The organism is Pseudomonas sp. AO-1 (assembly GCF_019775695.1).
GTDB lineage: Bacteria > Pseudomonadota > Gammaproteobacteria > Pseudomonadales > Pseudomonadaceae > Aquipseudomonas > Aquipseudomonas parakoreensis.
In genome coordinates this window covers 4,093,280-4,111,012 of the sequence record NZ_CP079947.1, presented here as the reverse complement: position 1 = coordinate 4,111,012, position 17,733 = coordinate 4,093,280, and the positions used below count along the sequence as shown (strand labels likewise).

At 59.3% G+C, this 17,733-nt stretch carries 14 protein-coding genes; 4 read left to right on the top strand and 10 right to left on the bottom strand.

What is annotated here, in order from left to right; translation table 11 throughout:
* Positions 1 to 55 precede the first annotated feature (55 nt).
* From purB to KVQ82_RS18850, 5 genes are all read right to left on the bottom strand, one after another.
* The gene (purB, locus tag KVQ82_RS18870) at positions 56 to 1,426 is read right to left on the bottom strand and encodes an adenylosuccinate lyase (protein WP_027614666.1); all 1,371 of its coding nucleotides are present in this window, start codon (positions 1,424 to 1,426) and stop codon (positions 56 to 58) included.
* A gap of 127 nt (positions 1,427 to 1,553) precedes the next feature.
* On the bottom strand, positions 1,554 to 2,177 hold the full coding sequence (gene hflD, locus KVQ82_RS18865; RefSeq protein WP_041073234.1) for a high frequency lysogenization protein HflD: 624 nt from the start codon (positions 2,175 to 2,177) through the stop codon (positions 1,554 to 1,556).
* Entirely contained in the window at positions 2,174 to 3,298 is a 1,125-nt protein-coding gene (mnmA, locus tag KVQ82_RS18860; protein ID WP_222015181.1) for a tRNA 2-thiouridine(34) synthase MnmA, read from the bottom strand. Before mnmA ends, hflD begins: the two co-directional genes overlap by 4 nt.
* A 59-nt stretch (positions 3,299 to 3,357) precedes the next feature.
* Positions 3,358 to 3,804 carry an NUDIX hydrolase gene (locus tag KVQ82_RS18855; protein WP_041073236.1) on the bottom strand — a complete coding sequence of 149 codons (447 nt, stop codon included), beginning with the start codon at positions 3,802 to 3,804 and terminating at the stop codon, positions 3,358 to 3,360.
* 198 nt (positions 3,805 to 4,002) lie between these two features.
* Entirely contained in the window at positions 4,003 to 6,228 is a 2,226-nt protein-coding gene (locus KVQ82_RS18850) for an NADP-dependent isocitrate dehydrogenase (protein WP_222015179.1), read from the bottom strand.
* 480 nt (positions 6,229 to 6,708) lie between these two features.
* Between KVQ82_RS18850 and icd the strand changes: the two genes are divergently transcribed.
* A complete protein-coding gene (icd, locus tag KVQ82_RS18845; protein ID WP_222015178.1) occupies positions 6,709 to 7,965 on the top strand; it encodes an NADP-dependent isocitrate dehydrogenase in 1,257 nt (418 codons plus the stop codon).
* A gap of 79 nt (positions 7,966 to 8,044) precedes the next feature.
* Here the strand turns inward: icd and KVQ82_RS18840 are convergent, their stop codons facing one another.
* The gene (locus KVQ82_RS18840; protein WP_198758132.1) at positions 8,045 to 8,326 is read right to left on the bottom strand and encodes a cold shock domain-containing protein; all 282 of its coding nucleotides are present in this window, start codon (positions 8,324 to 8,326) and stop codon (positions 8,045 to 8,047) included.
* Positions 8,327 to 8,550: 224 nt separating this feature from the next.
* Between KVQ82_RS18840 and clpS the strand changes: the two genes are divergently transcribed.
* Positions 8,551 to 8,934, top strand: a complete 384-nt coding sequence (gene clpS, locus KVQ82_RS18835) for an ATP-dependent Clp protease adapter ClpS (RefSeq protein ID WP_011334948.1) — start codon at positions 8,551 to 8,553, stop codon at positions 8,932 to 8,934.
* Between the two features lie 30 nt (positions 8,935 to 8,964).
* Complete coding sequence (clpA, locus tag KVQ82_RS18830) at positions 8,965 to 11,235, top strand: ATP-dependent Clp protease ATP-binding subunit ClpA (protein ID WP_041073244.1); 2,271 nt, start codon at positions 8,965 to 8,967, stop codon at positions 11,233 to 11,235.
* Positions 11,236 to 12,206: 971 nt separating this feature from the next.
* Here the strand turns inward: clpA and infA are convergent.
* The 4 genes from infA to trxB form a co-directional block, all read right to left on the bottom strand.
* Complete coding sequence (infA, locus tag KVQ82_RS18825; RefSeq protein WP_002553999.1) at positions 12,207 to 12,425, bottom strand: translation initiation factor IF-1; 219 nt, start codon at positions 12,423 to 12,425, stop codon at positions 12,207 to 12,209.
* Positions 12,426 to 12,537: 112 nt separating this feature from the next.
* A complete protein-coding gene (locus KVQ82_RS18820; RefSeq protein WP_222015176.1) occupies positions 12,538 to 13,245 on the bottom strand; it encodes an arginyltransferase in 708 nt (235 codons plus the stop codon).
* Positions 13,246 to 13,302: 57 nt separating this feature from the next.
* Positions 13,303 to 13,983 (bottom strand): leucyl/phenylalanyl-tRNA--protein transferase, encoded by a 681-nt coding sequence (aat, locus tag KVQ82_RS18815; RefSeq protein WP_222015174.1) that lies wholly within the window; start codon positions 13,981 to 13,983, stop codon positions 13,303 to 13,305.
* 62 nt (positions 13,984 to 14,045) lie between these two features.
* On the bottom strand, positions 14,046 to 15,005 hold the full coding sequence (gene trxB / locus KVQ82_RS18810; protein ID WP_222015173.1) for a thioredoxin-disulfide reductase: 960 nt from the start codon (positions 15,003 to 15,005) through the stop codon (positions 14,046 to 14,048).
* A 309-nt stretch (positions 15,006 to 15,314) separates the two neighbouring features.
* On the opposite strand from trxB, the gene KVQ82_RS18805 reads away from it, so the two are divergent.
* Complete coding sequence (locus KVQ82_RS18805; RefSeq protein ID WP_084234290.1) at positions 15,315 to 17,723, top strand: DNA translocase FtsK; 2,409 nt, start codon at positions 15,315 to 15,317, stop codon at positions 17,721 to 17,723.
* Positions 17,724 to 17,733: the final 10 nt, after the last annotated feature.

The window sequence follows — 17,733 nt, the reverse complement described above, 5'->3', positions numbered from 1 at the left end:
ACGGGAATAAAAACGCCCGGCGCGGCCGGGCGTCTCAAACGGGTCAAGCGGTGAATCAGATGCGTTTTGCTTGCGCCACAGCGTTACCGATGTAGTTGGCCGGGGTCAGCTGTTTCAGCTCGGCTTTCGCTTCGGCTGGCATGTCCAGGCCGTCGATGAAAGTCTGCAGCGCTTCAGGGCTGATGCCCTTGCCGCGGGTCAGTTCTTTCAGCTTCTCGTACGGGTTTTCGATGTTGTAGCGGCGCATTACGGTCTGGATCGGCTCGGCCAATACTTCCCAGCAAGCATCCAGGTCGGCAGCAATCTTGTCGGCGTTGAGCTCGAGTTTGCTGATGCCTTTGAGGCTGGCTTCGTAGGCAATCACGCTGTGAGCAAAGCCCACACCGAGGTTGCGCAGTACGGTGGAGTCGGTCAGGTCGCGCTGCCAGCGGGAGATCGGCAGCTTGCTCGCCAGGTGCTGGAACAGTGCATTGGCGATGCCCAGGTTGCCTTCGGAGTTTTCGAAGTCGATCGGGTTGACCTTGTGCGGCATGGTCGACGAACCGATTTCGCCAGCGATGGTGCGCTGTTTGAAATAACCCAGGGAAATGTAGCCCCAGATGTCACGGTCGAAGTCGATCAGGATGGTGTTGAAGCGCGCGATCGCGTCGAACAGCTCGGCGATGTAGTCGTGCGGTTCGATCTGCGTGGTGTACGGGTTGAAGCCCAGGCCCAGTTCGTCTTCGATGAAGGCGCGGGCGTTGGCTTCCCAGTCGATCTGCGGGTAGGCCGACAGGTGCGCGTTGTAGTTGCCTACGGCGCCATTGATCTTGCCCAGCAGCGGCACGGCAGCGACTTGAGCGATCTGACGCTCGAGACGGTAAACCACGTTCGCCAGCTCTTTGCCCAGAGTAGTCGGGGAGGCCGGTTGACCGTGGGTGCGCGACAGCATCGGCACGTCGGCGAAACGGATCGCCAGTTCGCGGATGGCGTTGGCAGTCTGGCGCATCAGCGGCAGCATCACGTCGTCACGGCCTTCGCGCAGCATCAGGGCGTGGGACAGGTTGTTGATATCTTCACTGGTGCAGGCGAAGTGAATGAACTCGCTGACCTTGGCCAGCTCCGGCAGTTTGGCCGCCTGCTCCTTGAGCAGGTATTCGATCGCCTTGACGTCGTGGTTGGTGGTGCGCTCGATCTCTTTGACGCGCTCGGCGTGCTCCAGCGAGAAGTTTTCAGCCAGTTCATTCAGAACGGCGTTGGCCTCGGCGGAGAAGGCCGGCACTTCCGGGATACCGGCGTGGGCGGCCAGGCGCTGGAGCCAGCGCACTTCAACCAGGACGCGGGCACGGATCAGGCCGTACTCGCTGAAAATCGGGCGCAGGGCCTGGGTTTTGCCGGCGTAGCGGCCGTCAACAGGGGAAACCGCAGTGAGCGAAGAGAGCTGCATGGGGTGTTCTCGGACAGTCGGGCAACGAAATGGGGCGCGTATCATACATGAAAAAATCCGCCGGTCCGTTGCCAACTGACCGGCGTATTACGCGCTACAGACTACAAAACTTTTATTGCGCGACGATTTACTCGCTGCGCATCAACGGATACAGCTCTTTGAGCAGCTTGCGCCGGCTGATCACCAACTGCCAGCGGTGGCCGCCGAGCTGTCGCCACAGGCGTGCCGAACGGATGCCGGCCAGCAGCAGGGCGCGGATCTTCGAAGCGTTGCTCGGTTGCTGCAGGTTGCGCATGTCGCCGTGTACCTGAATCCGCTGGCGCAGGGTGCTCAGGGTGTCTTGATACAGCGCACCGCAAGCGGCGATCACGTTTTCGTGGGCCGGGCCGAAATGTTCGACCTGCGACTGGATCTGCGGCAAGCGCTTGCCAATGGTGTCGAGCATGTCGTCACGCTTGGCCAATTGACGTTCGAGGCCGAGCATCGACAGGGCGTAGCGCAGCGGTTCGCGCTGCAGGGTGCTCGGGTCGCGCTCGAGGGCGCCGATCAATGCCCGATAACCCTCGCGCAGATTGATATCGTCGCCGCCGTACACGTCCAGTGTGTCTTTCGGGTCGCGTACCAGCAGGCTGCCGAGCATGCAGCTCAGGCCGGCTTCGCTGGTCTGGCCGGTCTTGGCGATCCGGTCGACCAGCACTGCGGCGAGAAACACCCCGCCCAGCGCCGTCAGTTGCTCCTGAGTCGGGCTCATGCCTGGCCGCTCCACGGCTCGGCGACTTCGATCACGCCGCCCCCGAGGCAGATTTCACCGTCGTAGAACACCACGGACTGGCCCGGGGTGACAGCGCGTTGCGGTTCGTCGAACACAGCGCGGTAGCCGTTTTCGGTTTTTTCCAGGGTGCAAGCCTGATCGCTCTGGCGATAACGCACTTTGGCGGTGAGGCGCAGCGGCTGGCTCAGGTCGATCGGATTGACCCAGTAGATTTCCGAAGCGAGCAGGGCGCTGGAGAACAGCCACGGATGGTTGTTGCCTTGGCCGACGATCAGCTCGTTGGTGTCCAGATCCTTGCGCAGCACGTACCACGGTTCGTCGCCGGCATCTTTCAGGCCGCCGATACCCAGGCCCTGACGCTGACCGATGGTGTGGTACATCAAGCCGTGGTGACGGCCGATGACCTCGCCTTCGGTGGTCATGATCTCGCCCGGTTGCGCCGGCAGGTATTGCTTGAGGAAATCGCTGAAGCGTCGTTCACCGATGAAGCAGATTCCGGTGGAATCCTTCTTCTTGGCGGTCGCCAGCTCGTATTTCTCGGCAATGGCGCGCACTTCGGGCTTTTCCAGTTCACCGACCGGGAACAGGGTCTTGGCGATCTGTTCGCCGCCGACGGCGTGCAGGAAATAGCTCTGATCCTTGTTCGGATCGAGGCCCTTGAGCAGTTCGGTGCGGCCATCGATGTCACGACGGCGCACGTAGTGGCCGGTGGCAATCAGGTCGGCACCAAGCATCATGGCGTAGTCGAGGAACGCCTTGAACTTGATCTCGCGGTTGCACAGGATGTCCGGGTTCGGCGTGCGACCGGCCTTGTATTCGGCGAGGAAGTGCTCGAACACGTTGTCCCAGTACTCGGCGGCGAAGTTGGCGGTGTGCAGCTTGATGCCGATCTTGTCGCACACGGCCTGGGCATCCGCCAGGTCATCCATGGCGGTGCAGTATTCCGTTCCGTCGTCTTCTTCCCAGTTCTTCATGAACAGGCCTTCCACCTCGTAACCCTGCTCGATCAGCAGGAGAGCGGAAACGGAAGAGTCCACGCCGCCGGACATGCCGACAATGACGCGCTTCTTGGATGTGTCAGAAGGGGCTGGATCACGCATAGGGATTCAATGAGTGTCTTGAAAAAGGACGCGATTCTAGCAGGCTCACGGCCTCAAGGCTAAAGAGAAGGGCGGATCAGTTCGAGACTGAAGTGATGACCGGCCAGATAGTCGTCGATGCAGCGGATGATCAGCTCGCTGCGCCAGTTGTCGCGCTGAGCGATTAATTCGCTACGGGTCAACCACTTGGCGCCGACGATGCCGTCGTCGAGTTGATAGTCCGGGTGGTGTTTCACTGCTTTGGCACTGAAACACACGCGTTGATACGTCACGCCGTTGCTCGGCGCGGTATACAGATAAATGCCGATCACCCCGGTGGGTTCGACGTCCCAGCCGGTTTCCTCAAGGGTTTCGCGGATGGCGGCGTCGATCAGGGTTTCGTCCGGGTCGAGATGGCCGGCGGGCTGGTTGAGCACGTTACGCCCGGCCTTGTGCTCTTCGACCATCAGGAAGCGGCCGTTGTCTTCGACGATGGTGGCGACGGTGATGTGGGGGAGCCATTCCATAAAACCTTCCTCAATATCCAGGTTTAACCCGATTCCCTGTGGGAGCTGGCTTGCCAGCGATGGCGGCTTATCATTCACCATTGAAGGTGCCTGATCCACCGCTATCGCTGGCAAGCCAGCTCCCACAGGGTTTCGTGTTGTGTTCGGAAACACAAACCCCGGCACACGGCCGGGGTTTGTGATGTTCCCTTTACAACCTTAAACCAGCGCAGCAATCGCCGCGTTGAAGGTTGCGCTTGGGCGCATGGCCTTGCTGATCAGCTCGGCGTCGGCGTGGTAGTAACCACCGATGTCCACTGGCTTGCCCTGCACGGCGTTGAGCTCGGCAACGATGGTCGCCTCGTTCTCGGTCAGGGTTTTGGCCAGGGTCGCGAACTGCGCTTGCAGTGCAGCGTCTTCGGTCTGGGCGGCCAGGGCCTGAGCCCAGTACAGCGCCAGGTAGAAGTGGCTGCCGCGGTTGTCGATGTTGCCGACTTTGCGCGATGGCGACTTGTTGTTGTCGAGGAACTGGCCAGTGGCCTGATCCAGGGTCTTGGACAGAACCAGTGCTTTCGGGTTGTTGTAGTTCACACCCAAATGCTCAAGGGACGCTGCCAGCGCGAGGAATTCGCCCAGCGAGTCCCAACGCAGGAAGTTCTCTTCGACCAGTTGCTGCACGTGCTTCGGCGCCGAACCGCCAGCGCCGGTTTCGAACAGGCCACCGCCGTTCATCAGCGGCACGATCGACAGCATCTTGGCGCTGGTGCCCAGTTCCATGATCGGGAACAGGTCGGTCAGGTAGTCGCGCAGGACGTTGCCGGTCACCGAAATGGTGTCCTTGCCTTCGCGGGTGCGCTGCAGGGTGTACTTCATGGCGTCGACCGGCGCCATGATCTGGATGTCCAGACCGCTGGTGTCGTGATCCTTCAGGTACGCCTGAACCTTCTCGATGACCACGCCGTCGTGGGCGCGCATCGGGTCCAGCCAGAAGATCGCCGGGGTGCTGCTGGCGCGAGCGCGGTTGACCGCCAGTTTGACCCAGTCCTGGATCGGCGCATCTTTGGTCTGGCACATGCGGAAGATGTCGCCGGCTTCGACAGCCTGTTCCATCAGCAGGTTGCCCTTGCTGTCGGTAACGCGAACCACGCCGTCAGCCTTGATCTGGAAAGTCTTGTCGTGCGAGCCGTACTCTTCGGCTTTCTTCGCCATCAGGCCAACGTTTGGCACGCTGCCCATGGTGGTCGGATCGAACGCGCCATTGGCTTTGCAATCTTCGATCACGGCCTGGTAGATGGTTGCGTAGCAACGATCCGGGATCACTGCCTTGGTGTCGTGCAGTTGACCGTCGGTGCCCCACATCTTGCCGGAGTCACGGATCATTGCTGGCATCGAGGCGTCGACGATGACGTCGCTCGGCACGTGCAGGTTGGTGATGCCTTTGTCGGAGTTGACCATCGCCAGCGATGGGCGAGCAGCGTAGACCGCCGCGATGTCCGCTTCGATCTGTGCTTGCTGCTCGGCCGGCAGGGCCTTGATGCGCGCGTACAGGTCGCCGATGCCGTTGTTCAGGTTGAAGCCGATCTGGGCCAGCACGTCAGCGTGCTTGGTCAGGGCGTCTTTATAGAACTCGGCAACAATCTGGCCGAACATGATCGGGTCGGAGACCTTCATCATGGTCGCTTTCAGGTGCACCGAGAGCAGTACGCCTTGCGCCTTGGTGCTGTCGATTTCAGCAGCGATGAACGCACGCAGGGCGTTTTTGCTCATCACGGCGCAGTCGAGGATCTCGCCGGCCTGAACGCTGGTTTTTTCTTTCAGGACGGTCGCGGTGCCATCTTTGGCGATCAGTTCGATCTTCACAGCGTCAGCGGCGTCGATCAGGGCAGCTTTTTCGCTGCCGTAGAAATCGCCGGTGCTCATGTGAGCCACGTGGGACTTGGAGTCTTTGGCCCAGGCGCCCATTTTGTGCGGGTGCTTGCGCGCATAGTTCTTGACCGACAGCGGAGCGCGGCGGTCGGAGTTGCCTTCACGCAGAACCGGGTTCACGGCGCTGCCCTTGACCTTGTCGTAACGCGCCTTGGCTTCTTTTTCGGCGTCGTTGGTCACGGTTTCCGGGTAGTCCGGCAGGTTGTAACCCTGGGCTTGCAGTTCTTTGATCGCTGCTTGCAGCTGAGGCACCGAAGCACTGATGTTCGGCAGCTTGATGATGTTGGCTTCAGGCGTAACGGCCAGGGCGCCCAGTTCGGCGAGGTGGTCGGCTACGGCTTTGTCGCCCAGTTGCTCGGGGAAGCTGGCCAGGATGCGTGCTGCAAGAGAGATATCGCGGGTTTCCACGGCGATATCGGCCGAGGCGGTGTAAGCCTCGATGATCGGCAGCAGGGAATAGGTGGCGAGGGCTGGAGCTTCGTCGGTGAAGGTATAGATGATCTTCGAGCGGGTGGGCATATTCGGATTAACTCTCTCTTCTTTGCTAAAGCGTGCGCAGAAACTCGAGGGGCGCCGGGTAAGCGCGTTCGTTCAAAGTCATCCATGAACCGAATGTCGAGAATCTTCGCGGTGATGTTGGGTGCATCGTTGAGCGTCAAGCAGTCAGGCTGCGGTAACAACCCGACCAATCAGGCGGAAAGTCTCGTGCTAGAGAGGCCAGCCGTCGTGACCCTTTGGTCAGCGGGCGGCATTATACATAGGTAGCTGGCAATCTGCCGATGGTTCATATGCAACCCGTCTCGTCCATTGGTCTAAAGGTCGCAGGGCGGGGTGGGGCGTAGAGTCGCCGGGAATGCTTGAGTTTGGCGCTTTTCCCTTTGCTTTCAGGCTTGTACGAAACCAGATGTGCCCGCGTCGTGAACAGAGGGTTTGCGTGTTGATTTAACTGGGTTACGCTCGAACCAAGCCAGATGTTCAATCCAAACAATGGAGTTCAGCATGGGTTACAAGAAGATTCAGGTTCCAGCCGTCGGCGACAAAATCACCGTCAATGCAGACCATTCTCTCAATGTTCCTGATAACCCGATCATCCCCTTCATTGAAGGTGACGGCATTGGCGTCGACGTCAGCCCGGTGATGATCAAAGTGGTTGATGCTGCCGTGGCCAAGGCCTACGGGGGCAAGCGCAAGATTTCCTGGATGGAGGTTTATGCTGGCGAAAAAGCGACTCAGGTCTATGACCAGGATACCTGGCTGCCCCAGGAAACCCTGGAAGCCGTCAAGGATTACGTGGTCTCCATCAAGGGCCCGCTGACCACCCCGGTCGGTGGCGGCATCCGCTCCCTCAACGTTGCCCTGCGCCAGCAGCTCGATCTGTATGTCTGCCTGCGCCCTGTGGTGTGGTTCGAAGGCGTGCCGAGCCCGGTGAAAAAGCCTGGCGACGTCGACATGGTGATCTTTCGCGAGAACTCCGAAGACATCTATGCCGGCATCGAGTGGAAGGCCGGCTCCCCTGAGGCCACCAAGGTCATCAAGTTTCTGAAGGAAGAAATGGGCGTCACCAAGATCCGTTTCGACCAGGATTGCGGTATCGGCATCAAGCCTGTTTCCAAGGAAGGCACCAAGCGCCTGGTGCGCAAGGCCCTGCAATACGTGGTGGACAACGACCGCAAGTCGCTGACCATCGTGCACAAGGGCAACATCATGAAATTCACCGAAGGTGCCTTCAAGGACTGGGGCTACGAGGTGGCGAAGGAAGAATTCGGCGCCGAGCTGCTCGATGGCGGCCCATGGATGAAATTCAAGAACCCGAAAACCGGCCGTGAAGTCATCGTCAAGGATGCCATCGCCGACGCCATGCTCCAGCAGATCCTGCTGCGTCCGGCCGAATACGATGTGATCGCCACGCTGAACCTCAACGGTGACTACCTCTCCGATGCCCTGGCGGCTGAAGTGGGCGGTATCGGTATCGCGCCGGGCGCCAACCTGTCCGACACCGTGGCCATGTTCGAGGCGACCCACGGTACCGCGCCGAAGTACGCCGGCAAGGACCAGGTCAACCCGGGCTCGGTGATTCTGTCGGCCGAGATGATGCTGCGTCATCTGGGCTGGACCGAAGCGGCTGACCTGATCATCAAGGGCACCAATGGCGCCATCAAGGCCAAGACCGTGACTTACGACTTCGAACGTCTGATGGAAGGCGCCACGCTGGTGTCTTCTTCGGGCTTCGGTGAGGCGATCGTCAAGCACATGTAAGAACGGCAGTCGCAACAAAACCGCCCGGCTCGAGTGATCGAGCCGGGCGGTGTGTTTTCTGGCAGGTGTCCGGGTGGCTTCAGCTGGTCACTGATTGGTGATGAGCGGCGGTCGAGGCACTATCTTTTGCGGCCTCGACATTCTGAATTTTTGTGGCGTGCAGGCCTTTGGGCCCTTGCACGATCTCGAATTTGACGATTTGCCCGGCTTTAAGGGTTTTGTACCCGTCCATTTCAATGGCGGAGTAGTGGGCAAAGAAATCGATGTCCTTGCCATCCTCGTCCTTCCCCTCGCGGGAGTCGGTGTTAATGAAACCAAACCCCTTGGCATTGTTGAACCATTTCACCTTGCCGACAGCCATGCTCAAATCCCTCTGCAACAGTCTCCATCGCTGGAGTATCATCCAATTCATCCGCAATCGAATCCGTTAAAAAGATTGACTCCGCGGATCTTTTTTACCCACTGTGGGCTCTATTGGTTGTAACACCGTTTTCCCGATAGTCAAGGTGACCGGGCAGTCGGAGTTGAAAAGGTGTACAGCCGCCCCCACCACTGTATTTGCACAACTGACGAACCTTTCTTTCCATGCATGCAATCAGCCAGATTCGACTAACATTCAATCAGGATCGCCCGCTTCTCCAAAAGGATCTTCCACAGGAGCACGACGACGATTCGGCAGGCGTTGCTGTTCAGGAAGCAAAGCCTGCGTTACAGGCGCCGCCGATGTACAAGGTGGTTTTGTTCAACGATGACTACACACCGATGGATTTCGTCGTCGAAGTGCTCGAGGTGTTTTTTAACCTGAATCGCGAGCTGGCGACCAAGGTCATGCTGGCCGTTCACACAGAAGGACGGGCAGTATGTGGAGTGTTTACCCGCGACATCGCCGAGACAAAGGCCATGCAGGTCAACCAGTACGCCAGGGAAAGCCAGCATCCGCTACTCTGTGAAATCGAGAAGGACGGTTAATCGCCGACCACTTGGGTATGAGGTGAAGCTATGTTAAACCGCGAGCTCGAAGTCACCCTCAATCTTGCCTTCAAGGAGGCTCGTTCGAAGCGTCATGAATTCATGACCGTCGAACACCTGCTGCTGGCCCTATTGGACAATGAGGCTGCCGCCACCGTATTGCGTGCCTGCGGCGCAAACCTCGACAAACTCAAGCACGACCTGCAGGAGTTCATCGACTCAACCACGCCATTGATCCCCGTCCATGACGAAGATCGCGAAACCCAGCCAACCCTGGGCTTCCAGCGTGTACTGCAACGTGCTGTTTTTCATGTACAGAGCTCGGGCAAACGCGAAGTGACTGGCGCCAACGTGCTGGTTGCAATCTTCAGTGAGCAAGAGAGTCAGGCCGTGTTCCTGCTGAAACAGCAGAGCGTTGCGCGCATTGATGTCGTCAACTATATCGCCCATGGCATCTCCAAGGTGCCGGGGCATGGCGATCACTCTGAAGGTGAACAAGATATGCAGGACGACGAGGGCGGTGAGTCTTCTTCTTCAGGCAATCCGCTGGATGCTTATGCCAGCAATCTCAACGAACTTGCGCGCCAGGGTCGAATCGATCCGCTGGTCGGTCGCGAAACGGAAGTCGAGCGTGTCGCGCAGATCCTCGCGCGTCGACGCAAGAACAATCCGCTGCTGGTCGGCGAGGCGGGCGTGGGTAAAACCGCGATTGCCGAAGGCCTGGCCAAGCGCATTGTCGACAACCAGGTGCCGGATCTGCTGGCCAACAGTGTCGTCTATTCGCTCGACCTCGGCGCTCTGCTTGCAGGCACCAAGTATCGCGGTGATTTCGAGAAGCGCTTCAAGGCGCTGCTCAATGAACTGAAAAAACGTCCGCAGGCGATCCTGTTCATCGACGAGATTCACACCATCATCGGTGCGGGCGCTGCGTCCGGTGGCGTAATGGATGCCTCGAACCTGCTCAAGCCGCTGCTGTCGTCTGGCGACATCCGCTGCATCGGCTCGACCACGTTCCAGGAATTTCGCGGCATCTTCGAGAAGGATCGTGCGCTGGCACGACGCTTCCAGAAAGTCGATGTCGTCGAGCCGTCGGTGGAAGACACCATCGGTATCCTGCGCGGCCTGAAGGGGCGTTTCGAGCAACACCACAACATCGAATACAGCGATGAGTCGTTGCGCGCCGCTGCTGAACTGGCATCGCGTTACATCAATGACCGGCACATGCCGGACAAGGCCATCGACGTGATCGACGAAGCGGGCGCCTACCAGCGTCTGCAGCCGGCCGACAAGCGCGTGAAGCGCATTGACGTGCCGCAGGTTGAAGACATCGTGGCGAAAATCGCGCGGATTCCGCCGAAACATGTCACCAGCTCCGACAAGGAACTGCTGCGCAATCTGGAGCGTGACCTGAAGCTGACGGTATTTGGTCAGGACGCGGCGATCGATTCGCTGTCGACCGCGATCAAGCTGTCCCGCGCCGGCCTCAAGTCGCCGGACAAGCCAGTGGGTTCGTTCCTGTTTGCCGGTCCAACCGGTGTCGGTAAAACCGAGGCTGCGCGGCAACTGGCCAAGGCGTTGGGGATCGAACTGGTGCGCTTCGACATGTCCGAGTACATGGAGCGCCACACCGTATCGCGTCTGATCGGTGCGCCTCCAGGCTATGTCGGCTTTGATCAGGGCGGTCTGTTGACCGAAGCGATCACCAAGCAGCCGCACTGCGTGTTGCTGCTCGATGAAATCGAGAAGGCGCATCCGGAAGTCTTCAACCTGCTGCTGCAGGTGATGGACCACGGTACGCTCACCGACAACAACGGGCGCAAGGCGGACTTCCGCAACGTGATCATCATCATGACCACCAACGCCGGCGCCGAGACGGCAGCGCGGGCTTCGATCGGCTTCACTCATCAGGACCACTCGTCCGATGCGATGGAAGTGATCAAGAAGAGCTTCACGCCGGAGTTCCGTAACCGTCTGGACACCATTATCCAGTTTGGTCGCCTCAGCCATGAGGTCATCAAAAGTGTGGTGGACAAGTTCCTTACCGAACTGCAGGCGCAGCTGGAAGACAAGCGTGTGTTGCTGGAGGTTACCGATGCGGCGCGCAGTTGGCTGGCGGCCGGTGGTTACGACTCGGCGATGGGCGCACGTCCGATGGCGCGTCTGATCCAGGACAAGATCAAGCGTCCGCTGGCAGAGGAGATTCTGTTTGGCGAGCTGGCCGAGCATGGCGGTGTGGTGCACATCGACATCAAGGATGGTGAGTTGACGTTTGACTTCGAGACTACGGCTGAGATGGCCTGACGGTTGTTGGTCTGTTGTAAAGCGAAAGGCGCCTTCGGGCGCCTTTTTGTTATTTATCGTTTGGTTTTTTGGGTGAATATCCGTTGCTGCGGTAACGGCTGCTTAGGGTTCCGCCCTTACGGCGGGTCACTTTTGACAAACGCCTCAAAAGTAACCAAAAAGGCTTTACCCTGACGTTCGGCCCTCGCTCAGGCTCGGGTTCCTTCGCTGCGGGATTCATCCGGGGGCAGCGCCTACGGTTTGCTTCGCTGCACCTCCTCTCGCTGTGTTTGGCTGCGCCAAACGGTCGCTGCGCTCCCACCCCCGGATAAACCCCTCCACTCAGCCTGCCGACGGGCCCTCAGATCAAAAGCTTTACTCGAGCTAACGCTCATCGTGTTGAGTGGGGCGGCTTCGCCGCATGGGGTGTGCACGAATAAAGTTGTGGGAGCGAGCCTGCTCGCGAAGGCGGCCTGACAGCCGACCAATTTCTAACTGATGACACCCGATCCCACTGTGGGAGCTGGCTTGCCAGCGATGGCGGCCTGACAGCCGACCAATCACCAACTGAAAACACCCAATCCCATGTAGGAGCTGCCGAAGGCTGCGATCTTTTGATCTGGCTCTTGCTCTTGATGTGGCTTTTGATCTTCAGCCCCTTCGGCAGGCCGAGCGGAGGTGTCCATCAGGGGGGGAGGCGCGCAGCGCCATGCGGCGAAGCCGCATACATCGAGAGGAGGTGCAGCGAAGCAAACCGTAGGCGATGCCCCCTGATGGACACCGTAGCGAGGGAACGCTGAGCCTCAGCGAAGTGCCGTACGCCGGGGCAAAGCCTTTTGGGTTACCTTTTCGGCGTTTGGAAAAGGTGACTCGCTGTAAGAGCGAAACCATAGGAGGCCGTTACCGCAGCAACGGATATACACACACAAAACCAACAAATCCCAGACAAACAAAAACGCCCGGTATAAACCGGGCGTCTTGTATTGACTTGATTAGCGAGCGCGGTAAGTAATGCGCCCTTTGCTCAAGTCATAGGGCGTCAGCTCGACGCGCACTTTGTCACCGGTAAGAATACGAATGTAGTTCTTGCGCATCTTGCCGGAGATATGCGCGGTTACGACGTGCCCATTTTCCAACTCCACACGAAACATGGTGTTGGGCAGGGTGTCGACGACAGTGCCTTCCATTTCGAAGCTGTCTTCTTTCGACATGCAGTAAAGCCCTCGGTGTCCAATGAATGGCCCGGTGCAACTGCGCCAGGCAAAAGCGGCGTGCATTGTGCCCGAAAAAGGGGGTTCAAGCCAAGGGGTTTAGGGTTCGCGATTAGTTCAGGATTACCCAGCGCTGATTGATCAGCAATTCGATGGGGCGATATTGGGTCTTGTAGTTCATCTTTTTGCAGTTCTTGATCCAGTATCCGAGATACACCGCTTCCAGCCCCAGACGCTGGCTTTCGGCGATTTGCCACAGGATCGCGAAGCGCCCCAGGCTGCGGCGCTCCTCGTCAGGTTCGTAAAAGGTATAGACCGCCGACAAGCCGTTGGGCAACAGATCGGTCACCGCGACGGCGAGTAACCGTCCGTCGAGACGAAATTCATAAAAGCGCGAGAAGGGCAGATCGCGCACCAGAAAGGTCGAGAATTGGTCACGACTTGGCGGGTACATGTCGCCGTCGGCATGGCGCTGCTCGATGTAACGCTGGTACAGATCGAAATATTCTTCGCTGAAGTGCGGTTTTACCGGGCGTACCTGCAGATCGGCATTGCGTTTGAAAATGCGTTTCTGCTGGCGGTTGGGCAGGAACTGCGCCACCGGGATGCGTGCAGGCACGCATGCATTGCAATTCTGGCAATGGGGCCGATACAGATGATCGCCGCTGCGACGAAAACCCATTTCCGACAGGTCTGCGTAGACGTGCACATCCATGGGCTGACTCGGGTCGAGAAACAGCGTCGTCGCCTGCTCCTCGGGCAGATAACTGCAGGAATGAGGCTGAGTGGCATAGAACTTCAAGCGCGCCAACTCGGTCATGATCAACCCTCGGGATAAGCTGGTGAATTAAGTGTAAGCCACGCGCGCAAAAGTCGCTCAGCAAACCCAGGTGGCGCGACTGGATTGATCCAGGTGGCGGGCCAGGTAGTTGGCGAATTCGTGGCGGGGGATCGCCCGGGCGCCGAGGCTGTGCAGATGATCGGTCGGCATCTGGCAATCAATCAGAACGAATCCCGCTTCTTTCAGATGCTGCACCAGCGTGGCAAAGCCATATTTGGAGGCGTTGTCGGCGTGGCTGAACATCGATTCACCAAAAAACAGCTGACCCATCGCCAGGCCATACAGGCCGCCGACCAGTTGGCCCTGATCCCAGACCTCGACCGAGTGGGCGAAGCCGCGGCGGTGCAGTTCGAGGTAGGCGTCCTGCATCGCTTCGGTAATCCAGGTGCCATCGGCGTAGTCCCGAGGCGCGGCGCAGGCGCGAATCACGGCTGCGAAATCCCGATCGAAGGTCACCTGGTAGCGTTGCTTGCGCAGCAGCTTGCCGAGGCTGCGCGAGACATGCAGTTCGTCGGGAAACAGAACGGTGCGCGGATCCGGCGACCACCAGAGGATTGGCTGGCCCTCGGAAAACCATGGAAAACAGCCGTGCCGGTAAGCCTGCACCAGGCGATCGGCGGACAGGTCGCCACCGGCAGCCAGCAATCCATTGGGATCGCGCATGGCCTTTTCCAGGGGCGGGAAAGTCAGGGAATTGCGTTGTAACCAAGTCAGCATGGCGTCCAGGCTTGCAGAAGGGGAGGGCGGTGCGGGCGCGAGGCCCGCGATAAAGTGTGCCGTTAAATGACAGGAATGTCGTCCAGATACTTCTCCGCGTCCAGTGCCGCCATGCAACCGGCACCGGCCGAGGTCACGGCTTGACGGTAGACATGGTCGGCCACATCGCCAGCGGCGAAGACGCCGGGGATCTCGGTGGAGGTGGCGTCGCCGTCGCTGCCGCCCTTGACCAGCAGATAGCCGTCGCGCATTTGCAGCTGGCCCTGAAACAGGTCGGTGTTGGGTTTGTGGCCGATGGCGATGAACACGCCGGCCAGGGCCAGTTCGCGGGTCTGCCCGGTGTGGCTGTCACGCAGGCGCGCGCCGGTCACACCGCTGGCATCGCCTAGCACTTCGTCCAGATTCTGGTTCCAGTGCAGGTGAACGTTGCCGTTGGCGGCTTTTTCGAACAGTTTGTCCTGGAGAATTTTCTCCGAGCGCAACTTGTCGCGGCGATGGATCAAGTGCACCTCTCTGGCAATGTTCGACAGGTACAGGGCTTCCTCGACGGCAGTGTTGCCGCCGCCCACCACGGCGACCACCTGATTGCGATAGAAAAAGCCATCGCAGGTCGCGCAGGCAGAGACGCCTTTGCCGGCGAAGGCTTCTTCCGAGGGCAGTCCCAGATACTGCGCTGAAGCGCCGGTGGCGATGATCAGGGCGTCGCAGGTATAAGTGCCGCTGTCGCCGATGAGCTCAAAAGGGCGCTGCTGCAACTTGGCAGTGTGGATGTGGTCGTAAACGATCTCGGTGGCAAAGCGTTCGGCGTGTCTCTGCATGCGCTCCATCAGTACCGGGCCGGTGAGGCCTTCGACGTCGCCGGGCCAATTGTCGACTTCGACGGTGGTGGTGAGCTGGCCACCGGCCTGCAACCCGGTAATGACCACCGGTTTGAGGTTGGCGCGGGCGGCGTATACGGCGGCGCTGTAGCCGGCAGGACCGGAGCCAAGAATGATCAGGCGTGAATGCTTCGCTGCGTTCATCAAATACACCTCATAAGCCTTTGTCACAAAAGACAATGCATGCTCAAATTGAACCGCAGGATTTGTGCGGTTGGCTATGCTCAGCTAAGGGGTTTGAAGCATGGCATCAGCCGCGCAAACCCGTACAATGCCGGGCTGTTACAGAATATTTGTAGAGCGCTGTGTTTATAGCTGTGTTTATAAAAGCTGCGGCACAGTGTTAAAAGTAGTCTCAGATGCGCCGGTTCACTTTTTTACCTGCCTGGATTGGGCAGTTTTTTATCGTCATTCAATAGATGGACGCGCCTTGGGCGCAGGAAAAGAAGCGTTTTGAAGAAATCCACCGCAGCACCAAAAACAGTCGTTCCGCTCTGGCGCCAGCAATTGCACTACCGGCTCAAGGAAGGTGCATTGATCGCCATCGGTGCCTTGTGCCTGTTCCTGATGATGGCCTTGCTGACCTACGGCAAGGACGATCCGGGCTGGAGCCACAACAGCAAGATCGACGACGTGCAGAACTTCGGCGGCCCCGCCGGTTCCTACAGCGCTGACATCCTGTTCATGGTGCTGGGTTATTTCGCGTACATTTTCCCGTTGCTGCTGGCGATCAAGGCGTATCAAATCTTCCGTCAACGCCACGAACCCTGGCAGTGGAGTGGCTGGCTGTTCTCCTGGCGCCTGATCGGTCTGGTGTTTCTGGTGCTGTCCGGCGCTGCGCTGGCGCATATCCATTTTCATGCCGCCACCGGTCTGCCGGCGGGTGCGGGCGGGGCGCTGGGCGAAAGTCTCGGTGACCTGGCGCGCAACGCCCTGAATATCCAGGGCAGCACGCTGCTGTTCATCGCGTTGTTCCTGTTTGGCCTGACGGTGTTCACCGACCTGTCGTGGTTCAAGGTGATGGACGTCACCGGCAAGATCACCCTCGACCTGTTCGAACTGTTTCAGGGCGCGATCAACCGCTGGTGGTCGGCCCGTACCGAGCGCAAGCAATTGGTCGCGCAGTTGCGTGAGGTCGATGACCGCGTCCACGACGTGGTGGCGCCGACCGTTACCGACAAGCGTGAACAGGCCAAGGTCAAGGAGCGCCTGATCGAGCGCGAGCAGGCCTTGAGCAAGCACATGTCGGACCGCGAGAAGCAGGTGCCGCCGGTCATCGCCCCGGCCCCGGTCAAAGCTCCGGAACCAAGCAAGCGCGTGCAGAAAGAGAAACAGGTGCCGTTGTTCGTCGACAGCGCCGTGGAAGGTACTTTGCCACCGATCTCGATTCTCGATCCGGCGGAAAAGAAACAACTCAATTATTCGCCGGAATCTCTGGCTGCCGTTGGCCACTTGCTGGAGATCAAGCTCAAGGAGTTCGGCGTCGAAGTCACCGTGGATTCGATCCATCCGGGCCCGGTGATTACCCGTTACGAAATTCAGCCTGCCGCTGGCGTCAAGGTCAGCCGTATCGCCAACCTGGCCAAAGACCTCGCACGTTCGCTGGCGGTGACCAGCGTGCGTGTGGTCGAGGTGATTCCGGGCAAGACCACGGTCGGTATCGAAATTCCCAACGAAGACCGGCAGATCGTGCGTTTCTCCGAAGTGCTGTCGACCCCCGAGTACGACAACTTCAAGTCGCCGGTCACCTTGGCCCTGGGCCACGACATTGGCGGCAAACCGGTCATCACCGACCTGGCCAAGATGCCGCACCTGCTGGTGGCCGGTACCACCGGTTCCGGTAAGTCGGTGGGCGTGAACGCGATGATCCTGTCGATCCTGTTCAAGTCCGGCCCGGATGACGCCAAACTGATCATGATCGACCCGAAAATGCTCGAGCTGTCGATCTACGAAGGCATTCCGCACCTGCTGTGCCCGGTAGTGACCGACATGAAGGACGCCGCCAACGCCCTGCGCTGGAGCGTTGCCGAAATGGAACGCCGCTACAAGCTGATGGCGAAGATGGGCGTGCGTAACCTGTCCGGCTTCAACGCCAAGGTCAAGGAAGCCCAGGACGCCGGCGAACCGTTGAGCGACCCGCTGTACAAGCGCGAAAGCATTCACGACGAAGCGCCGTTGCTGCAGAAGTTGCCGACCATCGTTGTGGTGGTCGACGAATTCGCCGACATGATGATGATCGTCGGCAAGAAGGTCGAAGAACTGATCGCCCGTATCGCGCAGAAGGCACGTGCCGCCGGTATCCACTTGATCCTCGCGACCCAGCGTCCTTCTGTGGACGTGATCACCGGTCTGATCAAAGCCAACATTCCGACCCGTATGGCGTTCCAGGTGTCGAGCAAGATCGACTCGCGGACCATCATCGATCAGGGCGGTGCCGAGCAACTGCTCGGTCATGGCGACATGCTCTACATGCCGCCGGGCACCAGCCTGCCGATCCGGGTACACGGCGCGTTCGTTTCCGACGATGAAGTACACCGCGTGGTGGAAGCGTGGAAACTGCGTGGCGCACCGGAATACAACGATGACATCCTCAACGGTGTCGAAGAGGCGGGCAGCGGCTTTGAAGGCAGCAGCGGTGGTGGCGACGGTGATGATGCCGAGACCGACGCGCTGTACGACGAAGCCGTGCAGTTCGTGCTGGAAAGCCGCCGGGCGTCGATTTCTGCGGTACAGCGCAAGCTGAAGATCGGTTACAACCGCGCCGCGCGCATGATCGAAGCCATGGAAATGGCCGGGGTCGTCACCTCAATGAACACCAACGGTTCGCGTGAAGTTCTGGCCCCCGGCCCGGTGCGCGACTGATTGCCAAGCA